This is a genomic window from Psychrobacter proteolyticus (genome assembly GCF_038155145.1).
In the GTDB taxonomy this organism is placed as follows: Bacteria; Pseudomonadota; Gammaproteobacteria; order Pseudomonadales; family Moraxellaceae; genus Psychrobacter; species Psychrobacter proteolyticus_B.
On sequence record NZ_JBAKAY010000001.1, the window covers coordinates 355377 to 371349 of the forward strand.

Genomic DNA, 15973 nt, shown 5'->3' on the forward strand with positions numbered 1-15973 from the left:
ATAATAAATGTGCGGTATAGGTGTTGAAAAAGGTTCGTTTGAAGAAGGCAGTTATAGAACCTAAGATACGAGTTATAAAGGCAACTATAAAAAGTCGAGCAAAAGTCATGCTATTAATAGTCAATAACTGATAACTGTTTACCAAGTCTGAATTATTACTAAGATCTATACCAAAAACTAAATGAAGGTCACTATTGAGTTTTCAACCGAGGTGTCAACGATATGTACTCAAGCAATCCATCTGAACAAGTTAAGTCCACTATCCAAAATCGCCATGCGCTAAACTTGGACAGCTCACAAGCCATTAGAACGGCGTTTTTTATCTCAGATGGCACAGCGATTACGGCTGAGACACTTGGACGCGCTATTTTGAGTCAGTTTGCCTCGGTTCCTTTTGAAACAAGAGTATTGCCATACGTCGATAGCTTAGAGCGTGCGGAAGATGCGGTTGAACAAATTAACATGGCGTATCAGCGCGATGGATCGTTGCCATTGGTGTTTGATACGATCGTCAATCCTGAGATTCGTGAAAAGATCAACTCAGCACACAGCTGTAACTTGGATATGTATGAAGGTCTGATTGGCCGTGTTGCAGAAGAGACTGGTGTGGAGCCAGATGGTCATTCAGGCCATGCACATGATGATGTCGATTCTGAAACCTATAAAGAGCGTATTGATGCAGTGCATTTTGCCTTAGACAATGACGATGGCGCGCGTACTCGTCACTATAATGCAGCCGATATTATTTTGGTGGGTGTATCACGCTCAGGTAAGACGCCGACTTCTTTATATTTAGCATTACAATTCGGTATTCGAGCGGCTAACTATCCTTTGACTGAAGATGATTTGTACGACAATCAATTACCGAAAGCATTACGTGAGCACAAAGATAAACTATTTGGTTTGCTTATTGATACTGATCGCTTGGTAAAAATCCGTCAAGAGCGCCGTGCAGGCAGTCGTTATTCTAGCTATCAGCAATGTCAGCAAGAGCAGCGCGCGATTCAGGGTATATATATCACGCATGGTATTCCAAGCTTAGATGTATCGGAGATGTCTGTTGAAGAGATTGCCACACGTATTTTGCAGATGACAGGTCTCAAACGCCGTATTGGATAATGAATGTCAGCTTAAACAGTATCTGTTCAATCGGTATCAATAAGTGTTCAGTCAGCTCTAATAAATGCGCAAAAAACACTAATAAACATACATCATTTCATCCTAGATAATTATCATATAGAGAATATTATGATTTCAGCCTATCAATCTATAAATCCATCGTTGTTGCTGGCAGGTTTAATCAGTGCAGCGACTTTACTGAGTGCTTGTCAAACATCACCATTTGCAAAGGATCCAGTACCTGAGCCGCGCTATATTCCAAGTATCGTATTGGGAGAAGCGCAGACACTGACCGTCATGCCAAACCGTGTTGCTTGTGCTTCAGAATTGCCAATGCAGTGCCTACTTGCTAAGTCTAAAGACGGTAGCGTATTCCAAATTCCTTATGATTGGATCGACGATTTCAAACCAACCCTTGGTACAGAGTACATTATTAGCGCCCGCCCGCAGATTGATGAAGGGCAGCAGAGCGCTACTGGTCACTGGACATTGCAAAACATATTGTCACAACGTATGGTGGGCATGCCTTAGTAGGACGGTATTCATTTATCTACATGATACTAACTCATCGACATATTGATTCATTTATATCTCAAACATTTACTCGATAAATAAATATAAAGAGGACATCATGGTAAGTAAAAGTGCAAGCGACGAGACCAACGATACTGGTAAAGATATTCATACCGAAGTATCAAATAAATCTAGCGGACACGTGCCAAGCCCTGAACATACCGAAGGTAAGAACAAAAAAGAAAAGATAGAGCAGACTCACGAGCAAGTGACTGATGATGTCATGCATCATCCAGACCTAGTGAATCCGCTCGATGACACACGAATCGATATTAAATCTGGTTTTACCAAAGATTCTCGCCGTCTAAAAAGTGACGATCATGAGTATGAGTATGACGCAGTTGTTTTAGGGGCGGGACCTGCTGGTGAAGCCGCTGCTATGAAATTGACCAAGTCTGGTAAAAGAGTCGTGGTCGTCGATCCACGTGATCAAGTAGGGGGTAACTCCACTCACGTTGGTACGATTCCAAGTAAAGCACTACGCCAATCTGTATTTAACTTGATTAACTTCCGCCGCGATCCAATGTTTACCAAGGCGATGGAATATAAGCAAGTACCGCTAAATGAAGTACTCGCCAAAGCGCGTCAAGTTATTCGTCGTCAAGTTAGTACCCATACACGTTTTTATGAGCGCAACCGTATCGAAGTCATTCAAGGTTGGGCAAGTTTCATTGACGCACATACGCTACGTATTGAAGTCGATGAAAATGTTTATGAAACCATCACTTTCAATAAAGCCATCATCACTGTCGGTAGTCGTCCTTACCGTCCTGAGATTTTAGACTTTAACCATCCACGCGTTTTTGACTCTGACAAAATCTTGCAAATGGATTATGTGGTCAAAAAAATCATTATTTATGGTGCAGGGGTGATTGGTTGTGAGTATGCGTCTATCTTTACTGGTCTTGGCTACAAAGTTGATCTAATCAATAACCAAGATCAGTTGCTTAATTACTTAGACAGCGAAATCAGTGATGCCATCGCGCATGACTTTAGACAGTTCGGTGTGCTTATCCGTAGTAACGAAGAGATTGATCATCTTGAGACTCATGATGATTATGTAGTCTTGCACCTAAAGAGCGGCAAGCGCATCAAATCTGATGCCATTCTTTGGTCAAATGGTCGCTCAGGTAACACCGAAGGCCTGAATTTAGAAGCCATTGGGCTAAAAGCAAATGGCCGTGGTCAGTTAAAAGTAGATGACACTTACTGTACGGACGTCGACAATATCTATGCTGCTGGTGACGTAATCGGTTGGCCATCACTAGCTTCTGCTGCCTATGACCAAGGTCGCTGTGCCGCTGCCTTTATGGTTGGTGATAGTGATGCTGAGCCAGTATCTAGTGTACCGACTGGTATTTATACGATTCCTGAAATCTCTTGTATCGGTAAGACAGAGCAAGAGCTTACGGATGAAAAAGTCCCATATGAAGTGGGTCAGGCATTCTTTAAACATCTGGCACGTGCCCAAATCATTGGTGAACGTTCAGGCGTATTAAAGATATTATTCCATCGTGATACGTTAGAGATTCTAGGCATCCATTGCTACGGTAACCACGCTTCAGAAATTATTCACATCGGTCAAGCAGTGATGAAGTGTAAGAGCAACAATACGCTTGAGTACTTTGTAAATACGACTTTCAATTATCCAACGATGGCAGAAGCATACCGTGTGGCAGCATTGAATGGTTTGAACCGAGTGTTTTAAACCATTGTCTACTTATATCGTATAAATAAAAAAGCGCCTACTATTATTAGTAAGCGCTTTTTTTATGCTCATAGATTTAATTAATTTGAGGGTTTATAGGTAGGCTTTTCGCTGGGGAATACGCTTGCGTAAAAATAGCAATAAAACAAAATAGAGCAACCATAAGCCGGCCAACGCGTAAAATCCTATAGCGACTTGAGAAACACTGGCACCCATTTGGTTAAGCTGCACAGAGGTATTGATTGCAGGCGTGGTTGGTACCAGCCAACGTATTACTTGTAATACTTGAGGCAATTGGTCAGCTGGCCAAGGGTAGCCGCTTAAGAAGAATATCGGTAAGGAGATAAAAATTAAGATCTGCATACTGCGCTCACGCTGCCGGAACCATAATCCGAGCACGCAGCCGAGCGTTGCGACTGTCGGACAAAATAGTGCTAAAAACAGCAGCGTACCAAGCATGTTTTGTCCGCGTGGATAATGATGTAGCTCAAATGCCCACCCATAATAAAAGCAGCCAACGATAAAGCTAAGCGAGCTTAGCGCTCCAATACGTCCTAGCCAGCCACGTACACTCGTACTGTGACGGCGCTGCTCATACCATGTGCCAATCAGCATCGCAGCCGCCATTAAAAGTGTCTGCTGTAAAATAATAACAGAGACAGCAGGTACGACATAAGCACCATAGCCCTCAGTTTGGTTATACAGTGGCATAATCCGTAGCGGTACGGCTTGCGTGTTCTGTGCTGCGGTAGATGCATAAGCGCCTTTCGCAATGCTTTTCTTTACCTTGATGCCTGCGGATACCGTACCTACTGCTTGAGAGAAACCCAATTGGACGTTTTTATTTAAAATAAAATAACCGCCGTTACCCAGTACGCTGACGTGCGCTTGCTCTCCAGACTGAACTTGTTCTTCAAGACCAGCTGGAATCACCATATAGCCAGCAATTTGATCTGACCATATGGCTTCTTTGGCAGCCTGCTCATTGATAAATCGTTCAGTGTCTAGATATGGACTAGCACTCGCATAGCGAATGAGAGTACGCGATAAGTTGCTGTTGTCATGATCAATGATACCTACTGGCACATGATTGACTACCTCAGACGAGTAGGGCCAAGGGTAGAAAAACCCATAGATAATAGGGGCGATAATCAACATCAAAAGTACGCCTTTGTCGCCAAAGACGTCTCTGAAAGTTTGAATAAAGCTGGTCCAAAAACTTTGCGAAGCAGGAGGGTCGGTTAAATTAGCTTTTGAGTGTGTATTATTTGATTGTGCAGACATTAGCGTGCTCCCCAACGTTCAGGATGCGCCAATGCGCGTTTGGTTAATAGTGCCGCAAGTACTAGCGCTATTATGACCGCAAGAGTGAGGCCATAAACGATAGGTAGAGAGATGGCGATCGGTGCTTGCATTTGTAACTGTGCAATATGAAGCTTTAGATAATGCGTTAGCGGCAGCGCATTTGACCAATATTGCGCGCTATCACTAATCGCAATATATGGAAAAGTAACACCGGCAAAGGCGTAAGAAGGCGCTGAAATAAATCCGGTAGTCGATAGACCCATACGTAATGAAAAAGAATTCAAAGTAAAAATAGCACCCAGCCAAAACGACAATACCATCAGGCACAAAAACCCAGCGTAGACTGCCATGAGAGACGTAATGTTGATATTCTGATTGGACGTTGCCAGCCACAATATCAACGCTGACCACAAGCTATAAGCCAGTATTGGCCAAAAGTATTTACCCAATAGACCAAATACTAAAACTGATAGGCTGACCGAATTGGGCATTTTTGCATTCGATGATGCTTTGTTATAGCTGCTATTTTGTTTGGTTGATAGCGAAGATGATGTTTCTGAGGCTCTGGATAGCGTTAGATTAGGCTTTCCTGTATCAATAAAACGGTACCAGCGACCGATATTTTTATCACGTAACTCGCGGCCAATCGTGGTTGCGCCAATGACCATTGCCAATATATGTAATAAGGCAGGTATGACGGTCGATGCCAAAAACTGCTGATAATTGGTCGCAGCATTGAATAAGCTAATACGCTGCACACTGATAGGCGCGTAAGCCGTCATCGCTTGTGATGGCGCTACGCCTTGTTTGACCAATCGTTTTATCTCTACGCCTGCGGATAATGTACTAGCGACCGCTTGGACACCTGCCTGAATAATACCAGAGTGCGTACCGTACTGTGCATTAACTTGTAGAGTCAACGGAGCAGGCTGGCTCGATAAGATATTACGAGAAAAGTCCTCTGGGATAATGACAACAGCATAAATATCGCGCTGTAAAATGGCAGCCTCTGCATCCGCTTGGGAGTAATACAGCTGTCTGACCGTCAAAGTAGGACTGGCCTCTAAGTAACGGACGGCAGTATTGGCAACAGCGCTATTGTCTTGATCGATGACTCCGATAGGCAAATCGGTAATTTGAGTCTGTGAAAATATCCACCATATTAGCAGCACCGTTGCCAGTGGTATCCATACCACCATGCTAAAGTCCCAGTGGTTTTTTGCCAAAAAACGGCGCTCGTAGGCTGCACTGCGTAAAAAAGCCTCACTTAACTTAGTCAAGTGCATGGCTTACTCTTGGTTCTGATTGACAGGAGTAGGATTGATACGTACGACCACACTCATACCTGAGCGGATACGGGCATCGGGCTTAGAGGGTCGTGCCTTTACCTCAAAAGTGCGCACATCAAAACCATCATCATTATTGGTCGGACGCCAAGTGGCAAAGTCTGATAAGGTCGATGTCGCATAGACGGTAAACTGTTTTGTATAAGGCTTATCCGCTGATGACAGCGCTGGGATAGTACCCGTAAATGTCTGACCAATAGCAAATTGATTTAAATAAGACTCAGTGACGTTAAGTACTACCCATTGGTCATTGGTATCCACCAACGTCAGGAGCGGAACTCCCTGACCGATGACTTCTCCAGCACTCACGATGACATTATCGACGATACCAGCGATAGGACTTCTTAGGTTCGCTTCCTCTTTTGCTACTAGCGCTTCATCGAGTTTTGCATCGACCTGTGCGACTTGTGCAGTGGCCGCTGACTTATCTTCAGTACGTGCGCCTTCTAGTGCCAGATCATACTGCAAGCGGGCTGCTTCGGTTTGGTCTTGAGTAGCGAGATATTGCGCATACGCCTCATCGCGCTTTTGTCGCGCCATCAGTCCTTCTTCGTAAAGGCGATTGACACGTTGATAGGTGTTTTCTGCCAAGTCAGACGCGGCTTTATTGGCTTGCCAAGCAGCTTTTGCTTGTGCGATTTCTTGCGGGCGCGCACCATTTTCTGCTTTATCTAATTGACTTTGTGCGATTTGCTTACCAGCACGTGCTTGATTAATCTTGGCATTAATCTCAGGCGAATCCATCTCAACCAGTTGCTGACCTGCCGTTACCGTATCGCCCTCTGTTACCATAATTTGGGCAATACGCCCTGGCACTTTTGCAGCGATAGACGTTTGCTGCATCTGCATTTGCCCTTGTAGCGTAATAACTTCTGGCTCGCTATGCGCATTACTTTTGTATAAGCCGTACGCAATCGTACCAAGGACAATCAGTATGAATAGGGCAAGTAATGTTTTTTTTATACGCGCAGATTTGTCAGTTTTAGAGGCGTCACGATTATAAGCAGGTGTCGGTTGCTCTGGTTCAATATCAGACACGTCTTCTACAGGATCGACTGAATTTTGTGTATCTTGAGAGGTCACTGACTCGGTTGCATCAGCTGATTTATTTGAGTCGTCTGATTCGCGTGGTAATTCTGTCATGACAATGAGATTCCTAAAGCAACAAAATTGAAAATAAAGGGTTTATTACTAGTACACTCGAAACGCATAAGGCTTGGCGTTGTCTATGGTTTCAGAATTAAAAATAGCACCAAGAGCGACGATAAATGCTGAATAATAGAGCCATAGCATAATGACCACAGCAGCTGAAAGCGCGCCAAACTCAGCACTATAGTTATTAAAGTTTTGTACATAAATTGAAAATAAGATGGACAATATAATCCATAAAACCGTTGCCAGCGCAGCGCCCGGCATCAATTTTTTGAGGGCGACGGCATCACGATTTGGGGCTAGACGATAAAGGCCTAAAAAGCTTAAGAATATGATACCTGTCAATATGGGCCACCTGCTCCAAAGCGCAATTGTCTTGGCTATCTGAGGGAAAGGGAAGTAGGCGGCTCCCAAGGGAATAATCGCGATAGAGGAGACTGCGATAAACAATACGACTACTGCTGCAAAGGTCAAACCAACTGCGCGAATCGTGCTTTGTACAAAACTACGCTCCTGAGTAATATGAAACGCAAGGTTAATAAGAATAATTAAAGATTTGATACCTTTAGAGCCAGCATAAAGTGCGAGCAAGGACGATATAAGCAGACTGAAAGTCAGGGCAGACGTAGTTGTAGAAACCAATTCGCTCAGACGAGAGTTAAGCACTTCATATACTGTATCAGGTATAAACTGACTCAAAAGCGAGATTTGCTCTTGCATCTCGGCAGGAGAAAACGCAAGACCGTAAAGCAAGACAAAAACAGCCATCACTGGAAAAATTGATAAGAATCCAAAGAAACCTACGCTTGCGCAATGCGCCCAAACGTTAGAATTATTGGCAATACGCCACGTTTCTAGTAACGTCTGTAGCCAGTTTTTTATCGATGTAGAGGTCAATTTTTTCATAAAAGCAGCTGTTCGTAATAGGGTTGGTAATAGTATTTTCGATATCGGCTTTATGGTAATACAAAGCGTTTATCAGCACGACTTATGGTTTCTCATATCACATCATTGCTCAGTATATAAAGTAGGCAATTGAATATCAGCGGCATTGAGATAAGCATTAAAAGCAAGTGGCGTACCACAGCTTTGCATAAGGGCAGCCAGTGACTGTACATAGTCATTAGCAGCCTGTGCTTGCTCGGTACGTGCCTTCAGCGATTGCGTCTGTGCTTGCACTACGTCAACGGTAGTATTTACACCTTCTTGTAATCCTAAGCGTCGTAATCGCAATACTTCTGCTGCCAAATCAACATTACTTTGCAGTGCCTGATAGCGTGATTGGGCATTATTAACATCGTGCCAGTTTTTTTCTACCAGTAGCAATAAATTGTCACTGACTTCAATCTCAGAGAGATCGGCCTGACGTATTTTGGCACTACTGGATGCTAGTGATGCGGATTTATCGAGTCCGCCCCATAGTTTCCAACTGGCAGATATACCAGCGACCCAGCTTGGATCTTTCTCTACCTGACCATAACCGTATAGTAATATCGTTGGTTTGTAGCCTGTATCTGATAGCGCATGTAACTGCTGAGCCTGTGCCCGCTTGGCTGCAACTTTTTGCAGTCCAGGATGGTTATTTAGTGCCAAGTCCTGAAAGTAGCTCACATCTGGTAGAGGGCGACTAGAGACAAACAAAGGTGTGGTCGGCTTGATACGGTAGTCGGTACGTAGTAGACGCTGTAGCGCAATCATGGCTAGGCGCGCGTCATTATTCGCATTGACGGATTCACTCTTGGCATCCGCAAGCGCCGACTGTGCTTCTAGTCTATCGACACGTGAGATAAAACCTTCTTCAAACAGACGCTCGGCCATATGGTCGGTCTGTTGCAATGTATCGTAAGCGTCTTCTCGTAAGTAAGCAGCGATAATCGCTAACTGTGCCTTAAAATAACGCTCAATTAACGTATTATAAAGCTCATTTTTATCCAGTACGCTATCAGCCATCGCTTCTTGCGTACGTGCATCCGAGGCACCAGTCAATGCGTCTGTGCGCCCAGCAGTATAAATAGGCCAAACGACACCAAGACCTGCACCCGACGTAGAGCCTGAGCGCTTGAAGTTATAAGAGTCGGGAATACGCTCACCGACCAGCTCACCAAAGTCTGGTAGGTCTGCTGTCGGAGGGACTATGTTATCTACGCCATTGTTTACTTCGTTGACGATACCGCTTTTGAGAGAGGATAAATCTATATCCTCATCTAAATGATAGGCACTGGCAGATACTCGAGCAAATACGAGCGGATTATCGATAGTTCTGAGCGCGTCAGTCTGGTATTCGCTAGCGGCAATCGCTGCTTGATTGGCAGCAATTTTAGGTGATACTTGTACCAGCAGCTTCTGCGCTTGCTCTAAGCTCAAAAAGCTTGAGACGTCTAATGCGTAGCTGTTATCGACTGTTTTATGTGTAATAGGGTCAACAAGCGTAGACAGTGCCTGCGACTCAGCGTTTTGAGGGTTTGGTACTGTATGAAAAGGCGCTACAGCTGGTTTATCATTATCAGTTGGACTATCAGCATCTATGATTTGTGTCACAGCCACTGGTGTAACATCATCTGACAATTCTATACTGTCAGCGTCAGTGCTCGCGTAAGTCATGACAGGCACGCTCATGACTGCAACTGTCATCATAGCAGTCGGTAGCGCTGATAAAATGAATTTCATAAGTCACATAAGCCATTAATTAGAATGTAAGGTATTATAAAATAAGGAACAGCACCGATAGATTTTATTGCTCAGGATATAAATTTGCTGAACTATTATAGACTATTTGCTAGCTAGCGAAAAAATGATGCTTAAATAAATCATTCATATTCTAATATAAAAATACGGTTATATTAAAAGCGCTAACAAGCGGTCATTCGTCATAAGAGGTACACTGTAGAGCCACAATGGTGACGGGTCAATGCTCAGTATTTTGCCGTTTTCTATTGTGTGACCAGTAGCGGTATGATAGAGGATTGATTTAATTTTTAAATATCTGTTTATAAGTAACAACATAGCCAACAAGACGTTTTAAATTCGCGCAATTTATTTTTAGTTAGATTTTGTTTTTAATCTTATTATGAAAGCATTTAGACAGTAATTAACAAATAAAAAATGCTCAATAAGCATTAGTCAATAAGTAGCAATTAATAAGTAGCAGTCAATGAATAGTCACTAAATGGCTAGCAGATAGAATAAATAACATTAGTAGAGGGTGTGTCATGGCAGGGTATATTTTAGCGTTGGATCAAGGGACCACATCGAGTCGAGCGATATTGTACGATGATCAGGCGCGTCCTATCAAAATGGTACAACAGCCAACGACGCTGCAAACACCCAGAGCTGGATTCGTTGAACAAGATGCACAGCAGATTTGGCAAACTCAGATTAGCTGTGCACACGATGTTATTAATCGGGCAGGACTGCTTGCCACTGACGTTACCAGTATCGCGATTACCAATCAGCGCGAGTCTATTGTGATGTGGGATAAGCAAACTGGCAAGCCACTGGCTCCTGCCATCATTTGGCAAGACAGGCGTACCGCAAATTACTGTAAGACGCTTGCTGCTGAAAGCGCTAGCAATAGTATGAATGACCCTGTGCATCAGGGTGTTGATAGTATCAACATGGCACATGGGGTTCAGCGTATTACAGGTCTGCGTTTAGACCCATATTTTAGTGCCAGTAAGATTGCGTGGTTACTCGAAAACAATCCGAAGCTAAGTGTACGAGCCAGCAGAGGGGAGATAGCGGTTGGCACGATTGATAGTTGGCTGATTTATAAGCTTACAGGCGGGGAGCATGTCATCGATGTGACCAATGCTTCTCGCACATTGTTATTTGATATCCATAAGCTGGCATGGTCAGAGACACTTTGTGACCGATTTGCCATACCTATGCATATATTGCCTAAAGTACTATCGTCCGACGGTGATTTTGGCAAAACTAAAAAAGGCCTGTTTGCAAAGCAAATACCCATTCAAGCAGTATTGGGTGATCAGCAAGCAGCGCTCTTTGGGCAAGGTTGCCTTGATGCAGGCATGGCCAAAAACACTTATGGCACAGGCTGTTTTATGCTGATGAATATTGGCCAGCAGCCAAAATTGAGTGAGCATAAGCTACTAACCACCATCGCGTGGCAACGTAAAACGTCACCAATTCGTCCAGACAATTTATCATTTGACCAAATCGTACAGTCAGGAAAACGCATGCTACAACCGCCCAAAAAGGAAGTCACTTATGCTCTAGAGGGCAGTGTCTTTATGGCAGGGGCTATCGTTCAATGGCTGCGTGATAATTTGGGTATGATTCAGCAAAGTAGTGATGTCGAAGACCTAGCTCGCCAAGTGGACAGTAGCGAAGATGTTGTTCTATTACCTGCTTTTACTGGACTGGGCGCGCCTTATTGGCGTTCGGATATTAGTGCTAGCATCACTGGTATGAGCCGCGGTACTACTAAGGCACATATTGCACGCGCTGCATTGGAGGCCGTTGCTTATCAAACCTATGATGTGCTTATCGCTATGCAAAAGGACAGCCCTCATCCTTTGACTGAGCTGAGAGTAGATGGTGGCGCTGCAAATAATGATTTACTCATGCAGTTCCAAGCAGATTTGTTGGGTGTTCCGGTGTTACGTCCTAGAGATACAGAGATTACGGCGAAGGGCGCAGCACTCCTCGCAGGTCTGAAAACTGGGTTATATGATGAATCGACAATGAAAGCTTCATGGCAGGTAGATCGGGTATTTGAACCAAGTATGTCGACTGATACTCGTGAGCAACATCTTGCTAAATGGCAACAGGCTATCAAAAGGTCTCTAATGCCATTATAAAATTGATTTACTTAGTAAATTTATTGTGATCGTACATTTATAATTACTCAAAGTATGAGGCTGATGTACACAAATGTGATAAAGATACAGGCTGTAACGCAAGATAATCGCAATACGGACACAGTTTACAAAATCGGCCTATCTGTCCTTACCTATAAATTTCTATACTTCAATTGGATTTAGTAAGACCGCTAATAATTAGCAAATAAATAATTCAATAAATAATAAATAATAAATAATTTAAGGACAATACTATGAGTAACCATGATGCTATCGATCGCAGTGAAGTAAAACATATGTCAAAAGAGACAAAAGAAGATTTAAACGCAGACATCATTACCGGTGAGCCAGGTTCACATCCAGTAGGTACAGGTATCGGCGGTGTAGGCGGTGCAGCAGCAGGTGCAGCTATTGGTACGATGGCAGGTCCATTGGGTACGCTAATTGGTGGTGCTATTGGTGCTATCGTTGGTGGCGGCGCAGGTCATGCAGCAGCAGAAGCTATTGATCCAACTCACGAAGAAGCGTACTGGCGTGCAGAGTATGCAAATGCAGATTATCATAGAGAAGAATACGATTTCGACCGTGACTTACATCCAGCATATGCAGTCGGTTATGCGAACCGTGCTCGTTATCCAGTAGATGCTCGTTTTGAAGATCATGAAGCAGATTTAGAGCGCTCATGGCACGAAGTAAAAGGTGAGTCTCGCATGGAATGGAACGAAGCGCGTCAAGCATCACGTGATGCATGGAACCGCGTATCATAAGAGAGTTTAGGTAACTATTAGAACGGTTAGTCAAACATTTTGGTAAAAAATGCACTTAGTAATTAGCTAATATTAGAGATTGCTATATCATTACCTAAAATAGATTAATTGTATGTCCAGTTCTATTAGTAAATCTACTTATCAACATTTATGCTATCTTAAAACTTCCAAGGTTTAACTTTGGAAGTTTTTTTAGGCATGAAATTTGCAGCGTATACACATACGTGAATATTATGTACTATAATAATGAGAGCGATGGGGAACATATGAGTAATAACACTGAAGGTAGTAAACAGTTTTATATCGCAACGGCAAACCTGCTGAACTTTGCGAACCCTAATCGGACTTATTATGAAAATGCGCCAGCTTATAACGATAAAGCCTATGAACATAAGCTGCGAGGTCTTACAGATTTATTGGCTAAAGCGCATGCTGACATTATCGCAGTACAAGAGGTTTGGGATAGTGATGCATTAGAAGCGCTGGCTGTTTCACTAGGTTTCAAGCCTGAGCATGCGGTCATTCCACTTGCAAGTAACGATAGCGCGAGCATATATACCAAAGGCATGGGTGCACAGAATACACCTGCTGTCGGTATTATCAGCCGATTTGAGCAGTTAGAAACCAGTTTGCTAGAGGATATAGCACCAAAAGCCATTATTGATGTGCCTGATATCGGCCCTTATCAACGCTTCAACCGTCCTCCATTAGTGTTACGTGTTGACGCCTACGGGCAGCCCATTACAATTATTACAGCGCACCTAAAAAGCAAACGTGCTTTTTTCTTACGCGACGAAAATGGTGACCTATTAGAAGACATGGACGATCCAAATATTCGAGTTCGCGCCAAGCTTCGTAGTTTATGTATGCGCGCGGCAGAAGCGGCCTCTATCCGTATGTCTATCATAGAGCGATTGCAACATACCCGTGAACCATTGATCCTATTGGGCGATATGAATGATGTCACAGGTAGCGTGACTACTCAGTTGATGACAGAAACTGGGGAAGTCAACTACGATAAAAGTATGCGTGATGTCGCACTTTTTGATGCTGCTCGGATTCAGGCACGATATGGCTGGATGAAGGATGTTGCCTATACCCATATATATCAAGGCATGCCAGAAGTTATCGACCAGTTATTTGTTTCAGAAGAGTTTTTGCCTGATAGTAAGTTTTCGCTCGGTTATGTCGAACGGGTCGATTATTTTAATGATCATTTGAAGTGGGACTATGCCGATAGAGTCACTGATCATGGTATTATAAGGGCGAAAATAAAACTCAATGATTAACTTTATAAAATTAGACGGTTAGCTCTATTAAATTGCTGATCGTAGGATTATTTTTTAACCTATTCATGTCCCTTGCTTGATAATGTGCAAGCGTTTATGATGCCTCTGCATTGAACATAGTAGTGACCATACAGGCTTTATATTTTAGCCAACAGTCAACCATCCTTTATCTGAGGATAAATACTATTCAATGAAGATTATATTTATAAAATAGGGCGCAACATTAAGAGATTCACAATGAGTGATAACAAAGACGAAAAAATTGAAGATGTGTTGGTAGATTCGGAATTGGCAAAAAAGCTTGTACCTAATAAGTTTAAGTTTACTAGCCAGCAAGGCCGTGCACGTCGTCAAAAACTATTGGCTGGTGCCAAAAAATTGAGCGAAACACATGCTATTAACGATATTACGTTAGCAGCTGTGTGTGAAGAAGCGGGCATACCAAGAGCTTCTGCTTATCATTTTTTCCCTAATATTGAAGCAATATTTTTAGCATTGCGTTTTTTGAATGCGATTGAAATATTAGAGATGGTAGAGACGGTCGATATTGGCAACTATGACAGATGGCAAGGGTATCTAACGGCGCTTATCGATCATTGTATTACGATATTCCATAACGATGAGACCAAAGCCAAGCTTATCTATGACACCAATACACCTGATTTTGAAGGTGATAGCTTTGGTGAAGATATGGATCATCAAATCGTTGATCTGGTCTATAAGCGTTTGTCAGAGCGTTATGAGATGCCAAACTTCCATGATATCCAAGATACCTTGTTGATTGCTTATAGCATCGTAAATGCTATCTTTACGTTGTCTTATCGCCGTCATCAGAGTATTACTGAAGAGTATATCCAAGAAGCAAATACAGCATTTATTGCTTATTTACGTTGTTACCTACCAGAAAAGTTGCCACGTAAAAACCGCTAATTTAGCTCACTTTAAACATAAAAAAGCCGACAAATATGTCGGCTTTTTCGCGTCTAATTTTTAGTATAAGATTGGAAGTAATAGAGGTTAATATTTTTAATAAAACATCGATTATTCTAACGGTTAGATGTCAAATCTTGTCCACGGCAAGTATCATCGCTCGCGTCTAAAGGCGAGTACTGCTTATGATAACTGACTATTGACTTCTCTAGCGCTACATTGGTCTGTGAGTTATTGGCATTGACGTAAGCTTCGCGAGCTTGTTCAAGCCAGCGATCAGCCATGCGAAAATGCATACCAGATTCGCGCCAGCCTCGCGCACATTGATTGGTTGCTGCCCAAATCAAAGCCACTTCACTAAATGCCATCTCACGTGGTGCTGACGCTATGCCATCACCGTCTTTAAGTGCGCTTAAAGTTGCCCATAGATCAGGGCGCATTAAGGCAGAGGTAGACGGAATATCTTGATGCAAGCCCAAGTCTTGTACCGTGTCATTATCTAGCGCTTGCAATATAGGCTCTGCCATTTCTAACGCAACTTGACCTGCGGATGAGCGGCTATTCATACTGTCTTGATGAATAGCATAGTTCAACCACGCTTGCGCTTTGTAAGCGAAATACTGTTGAGCGGCTGTCTTGTCTTTTTGTTGATAGGGTTTTAATTGCGTGACCATACAATTTAACAGGCGCTGTTGTTCGCTTTGATATCTATAAGAGCGTACTTGAGTCTGACTATCATCACGGCAGTATTTAGCCATGCTAGTTGAGTTAGCCACTTGGACAGTCTCACTCTTAGCTAAAGCTGGCTGCATAAAGGTTAACGAGAATAAAGCTGATAGTGTAACGCATACTGAGCGCTTGAAAGGTGCTGCATTGATGGCTGAATCAAACATGGTGTAAACCTTATGTTAAGGTAATAAACGTTGGTATTATTTACCATTACTAGGGCTGACTTAATTGTTTA

The 15973-nt window shown here is 43.0% G+C and carries 13 protein-coding genes; 7 read left to right on the forward strand and 6 right to left on the reverse strand.

Going from position 1 to position 15973, the window contains the following annotated elements:
- Positions 1-222: 222 nt before the first annotated feature.
- The 3 genes from ppsR (at position 223) to sthA (ending at position 3400) form a co-directional block, all read left to right on the forward strand.
- Complete coding sequence (ppsR, locus tag V6252_RS01425) at positions 223-1119, forward strand: posphoenolpyruvate synthetase regulatory kinase/phosphorylase PpsR (RefSeq protein WP_101205440.1); 897 nt, start codon at positions 223-225, stop codon at positions 1117-1119.
- A 129-nt stretch (positions 1120-1248) separates the two neighbouring features.
- A complete protein-coding gene (locus tag V6252_RS01430; protein WP_341608981.1) occupies positions 1249-1650 on the forward strand; it encodes a DUF4377 domain-containing protein in 402 nt (133 codons plus the stop codon).
- A gap of 100 nt (positions 1651-1750) precedes the next feature.
- Positions 1751-3400 (forward strand): Si-specific NAD(P)(+) transhydrogenase, encoded by a 1650-nt coding sequence (gene sthA / locus V6252_RS01435; RefSeq protein WP_057759390.1) that lies wholly within the window; start codon positions 1751-1753, stop codon positions 3398-3400.
- 93 nt (positions 3401-3493) lie between these two features.
- Here the strand turns inward: sthA and V6252_RS01440 are convergent, their stop codons facing one another.
- The 5 genes from V6252_RS01440 to V6252_RS01460 all read right to left on the reverse strand — a co-directional run bounded on the left by V6252_RS01440 (position 3494) and on the right by V6252_RS01460 (position 9870).
- Positions 3494-4684 carry an ABC transporter permease gene (locus V6252_RS01440; RefSeq protein ID WP_341608982.1) on the reverse strand — a complete coding sequence of 397 codons (1191 nt, stop codon included), beginning with the start codon at positions 4682-4684 and terminating at the stop codon, positions 3494-3496.
- Entirely contained in the window at positions 4684-5991 is a 1308-nt protein-coding gene (locus V6252_RS01445) for an ABC transporter permease (RefSeq protein ID WP_341608983.1), read from the reverse strand. The genes V6252_RS01440 and V6252_RS01445 overlap by 1 nt, the downstream gene beginning before the upstream one ends.
- 3 nt (positions 5992-5994) lie before the next feature.
- A complete protein-coding gene (locus V6252_RS01450; protein WP_341608984.1) occupies positions 5995-7194 on the reverse strand; it encodes an HlyD family secretion protein in 1200 nt (399 codons plus the stop codon).
- A 48-nt stretch (positions 7195-7242) separates the two neighbouring features.
- Positions 7243-8109: a YihY/virulence factor BrkB family protein gene (locus V6252_RS01455; RefSeq protein ID WP_341608985.1), complete on the reverse strand. Its 867-nt coding sequence runs from the start codon at positions 8107-8109 to the stop codon at positions 7243-7245.
- A 102-nt stretch (positions 8110-8211) separates the two neighbouring features.
- Positions 8212-9870, reverse strand: coding sequence for a TolC family protein (locus V6252_RS01460; protein WP_341608986.1), 1659 nt, complete (start codon positions 9868-9870; stop codon positions 8212-8214).
- 542 nt (positions 9871-10412) lie between these two features.
- Here V6252_RS01460 and glpK point away from each other — a divergent pair.
- From glpK to V6252_RS01480, 4 genes are all read left to right on the forward strand, one after another.
- Positions 10413-12023, forward strand: a complete 1611-nt coding sequence (glpK, locus tag V6252_RS01465) for a glycerol kinase GlpK (protein WP_341608987.1) — start codon at positions 10413-10415, stop codon at positions 12021-12023.
- 254 nt (positions 12024-12277) lie between these two features.
- Positions 12278-12790: a hypothetical protein gene (locus V6252_RS01470; protein WP_057759401.1), complete on the forward strand. Its 513-nt coding sequence runs from the start codon at positions 12278-12280 to the stop codon at positions 12788-12790.
- Between the two features lie 266 nt (positions 12791-13056).
- A complete protein-coding gene (locus V6252_RS01475) occupies positions 13057-14079 on the forward strand; it encodes an endonuclease/exonuclease/phosphatase family protein (RefSeq protein WP_341608988.1) in 1023 nt (340 codons plus the stop codon).
- Positions 14080-14316: 237 nt separating this feature from the next.
- Positions 14317-15009, forward strand: coding sequence for a TetR/AcrR family transcriptional regulator (locus tag V6252_RS01480; RefSeq protein WP_101205430.1), 693 nt, complete (start codon positions 14317-14319; stop codon positions 15007-15009).
- A gap of 116 nt (positions 15010-15125) precedes the next feature.
- Here the strand turns inward: V6252_RS01480 and V6252_RS01485 are convergent, their stop codons facing one another.
- Positions 15126-15902, reverse strand: a complete 777-nt coding sequence (locus V6252_RS01485) for a hypothetical protein (protein WP_341608989.1) — start codon at positions 15900-15902, stop codon at positions 15126-15128.
- Positions 15903-15973: the final 71 nt, after the last annotated feature.

Coding starts and splice junctions, on each gene's coding strand:
- ppsR (WP_101205440.1), top strand. CDS start 223: ATGTACTCAAGCAATCCATCTGAACAAGTTAAGTCCACTATCCAAAAT.
- V6252_RS01430 (WP_341608981.1), top strand. CDS start 1,249: ATGATTTCAGCCTATCAATCTATAAATCCATCGTTGTTGCTGGCAGGT.
- sthA (WP_057759390.1), top strand. CDS start 1,751: ATGGTAAGTAAAAGTGCAAGCGACGAGACCAACGATACTGGTAAAGAT.
- V6252_RS01440 (WP_341608982.1), bottom strand. CDS start 4,684: ATGTCTGCACAATCAAATAATACACACTCAAAAGCTAATTTAACCGAC.
- V6252_RS01445 (WP_341608983.1), bottom strand. CDS start 5,991: ATGCACTTGACTAAGTTAAGTGAGGCTTTTTTACGCAGTGCAGCCTAC.
- V6252_RS01450 (WP_341608984.1), bottom strand. CDS start 7,194: ATGACAGAATTACCACGCGAATCAGACGACTCAAATAAATCAGCTGAT.
- V6252_RS01455 (WP_341608985.1), bottom strand. CDS start 8,109: ATGAAAAAATTGACCTCTACATCGATAAAAAACTGGCTACAGACGTTA.
- V6252_RS01460 (WP_341608986.1), bottom strand. CDS start 9,870: ATGAAATTCATTTTATCAGCGCTACCGACTGCTATGATGACAGTTGCA.
- glpK (WP_341608987.1), top strand. CDS start 10,413: ATGGCAGGGTATATTTTAGCGTTGGATCAAGGGACCACATCGAGTCGA.
- V6252_RS01470 (WP_057759401.1), top strand. CDS start 12,278: ATGAGTAACCATGATGCTATCGATCGCAGTGAAGTAAAACATATGTCA.
- V6252_RS01475 (WP_341608988.1), top strand. CDS start 13,057: ATGAGTAATAACACTGAAGGTAGTAAACAGTTTTATATCGCAACGGCA.
- V6252_RS01480 (WP_101205430.1), top strand. CDS start 14,317: ATGAGTGATAACAAAGACGAAAAAATTGAAGATGTGTTGGTAGATTCG.
- V6252_RS01485 (WP_341608989.1), bottom strand. CDS start 15,902: ATGTTTGATTCAGCCATCAATGCAGCACCTTTCAAGCGCTCAGTATGC.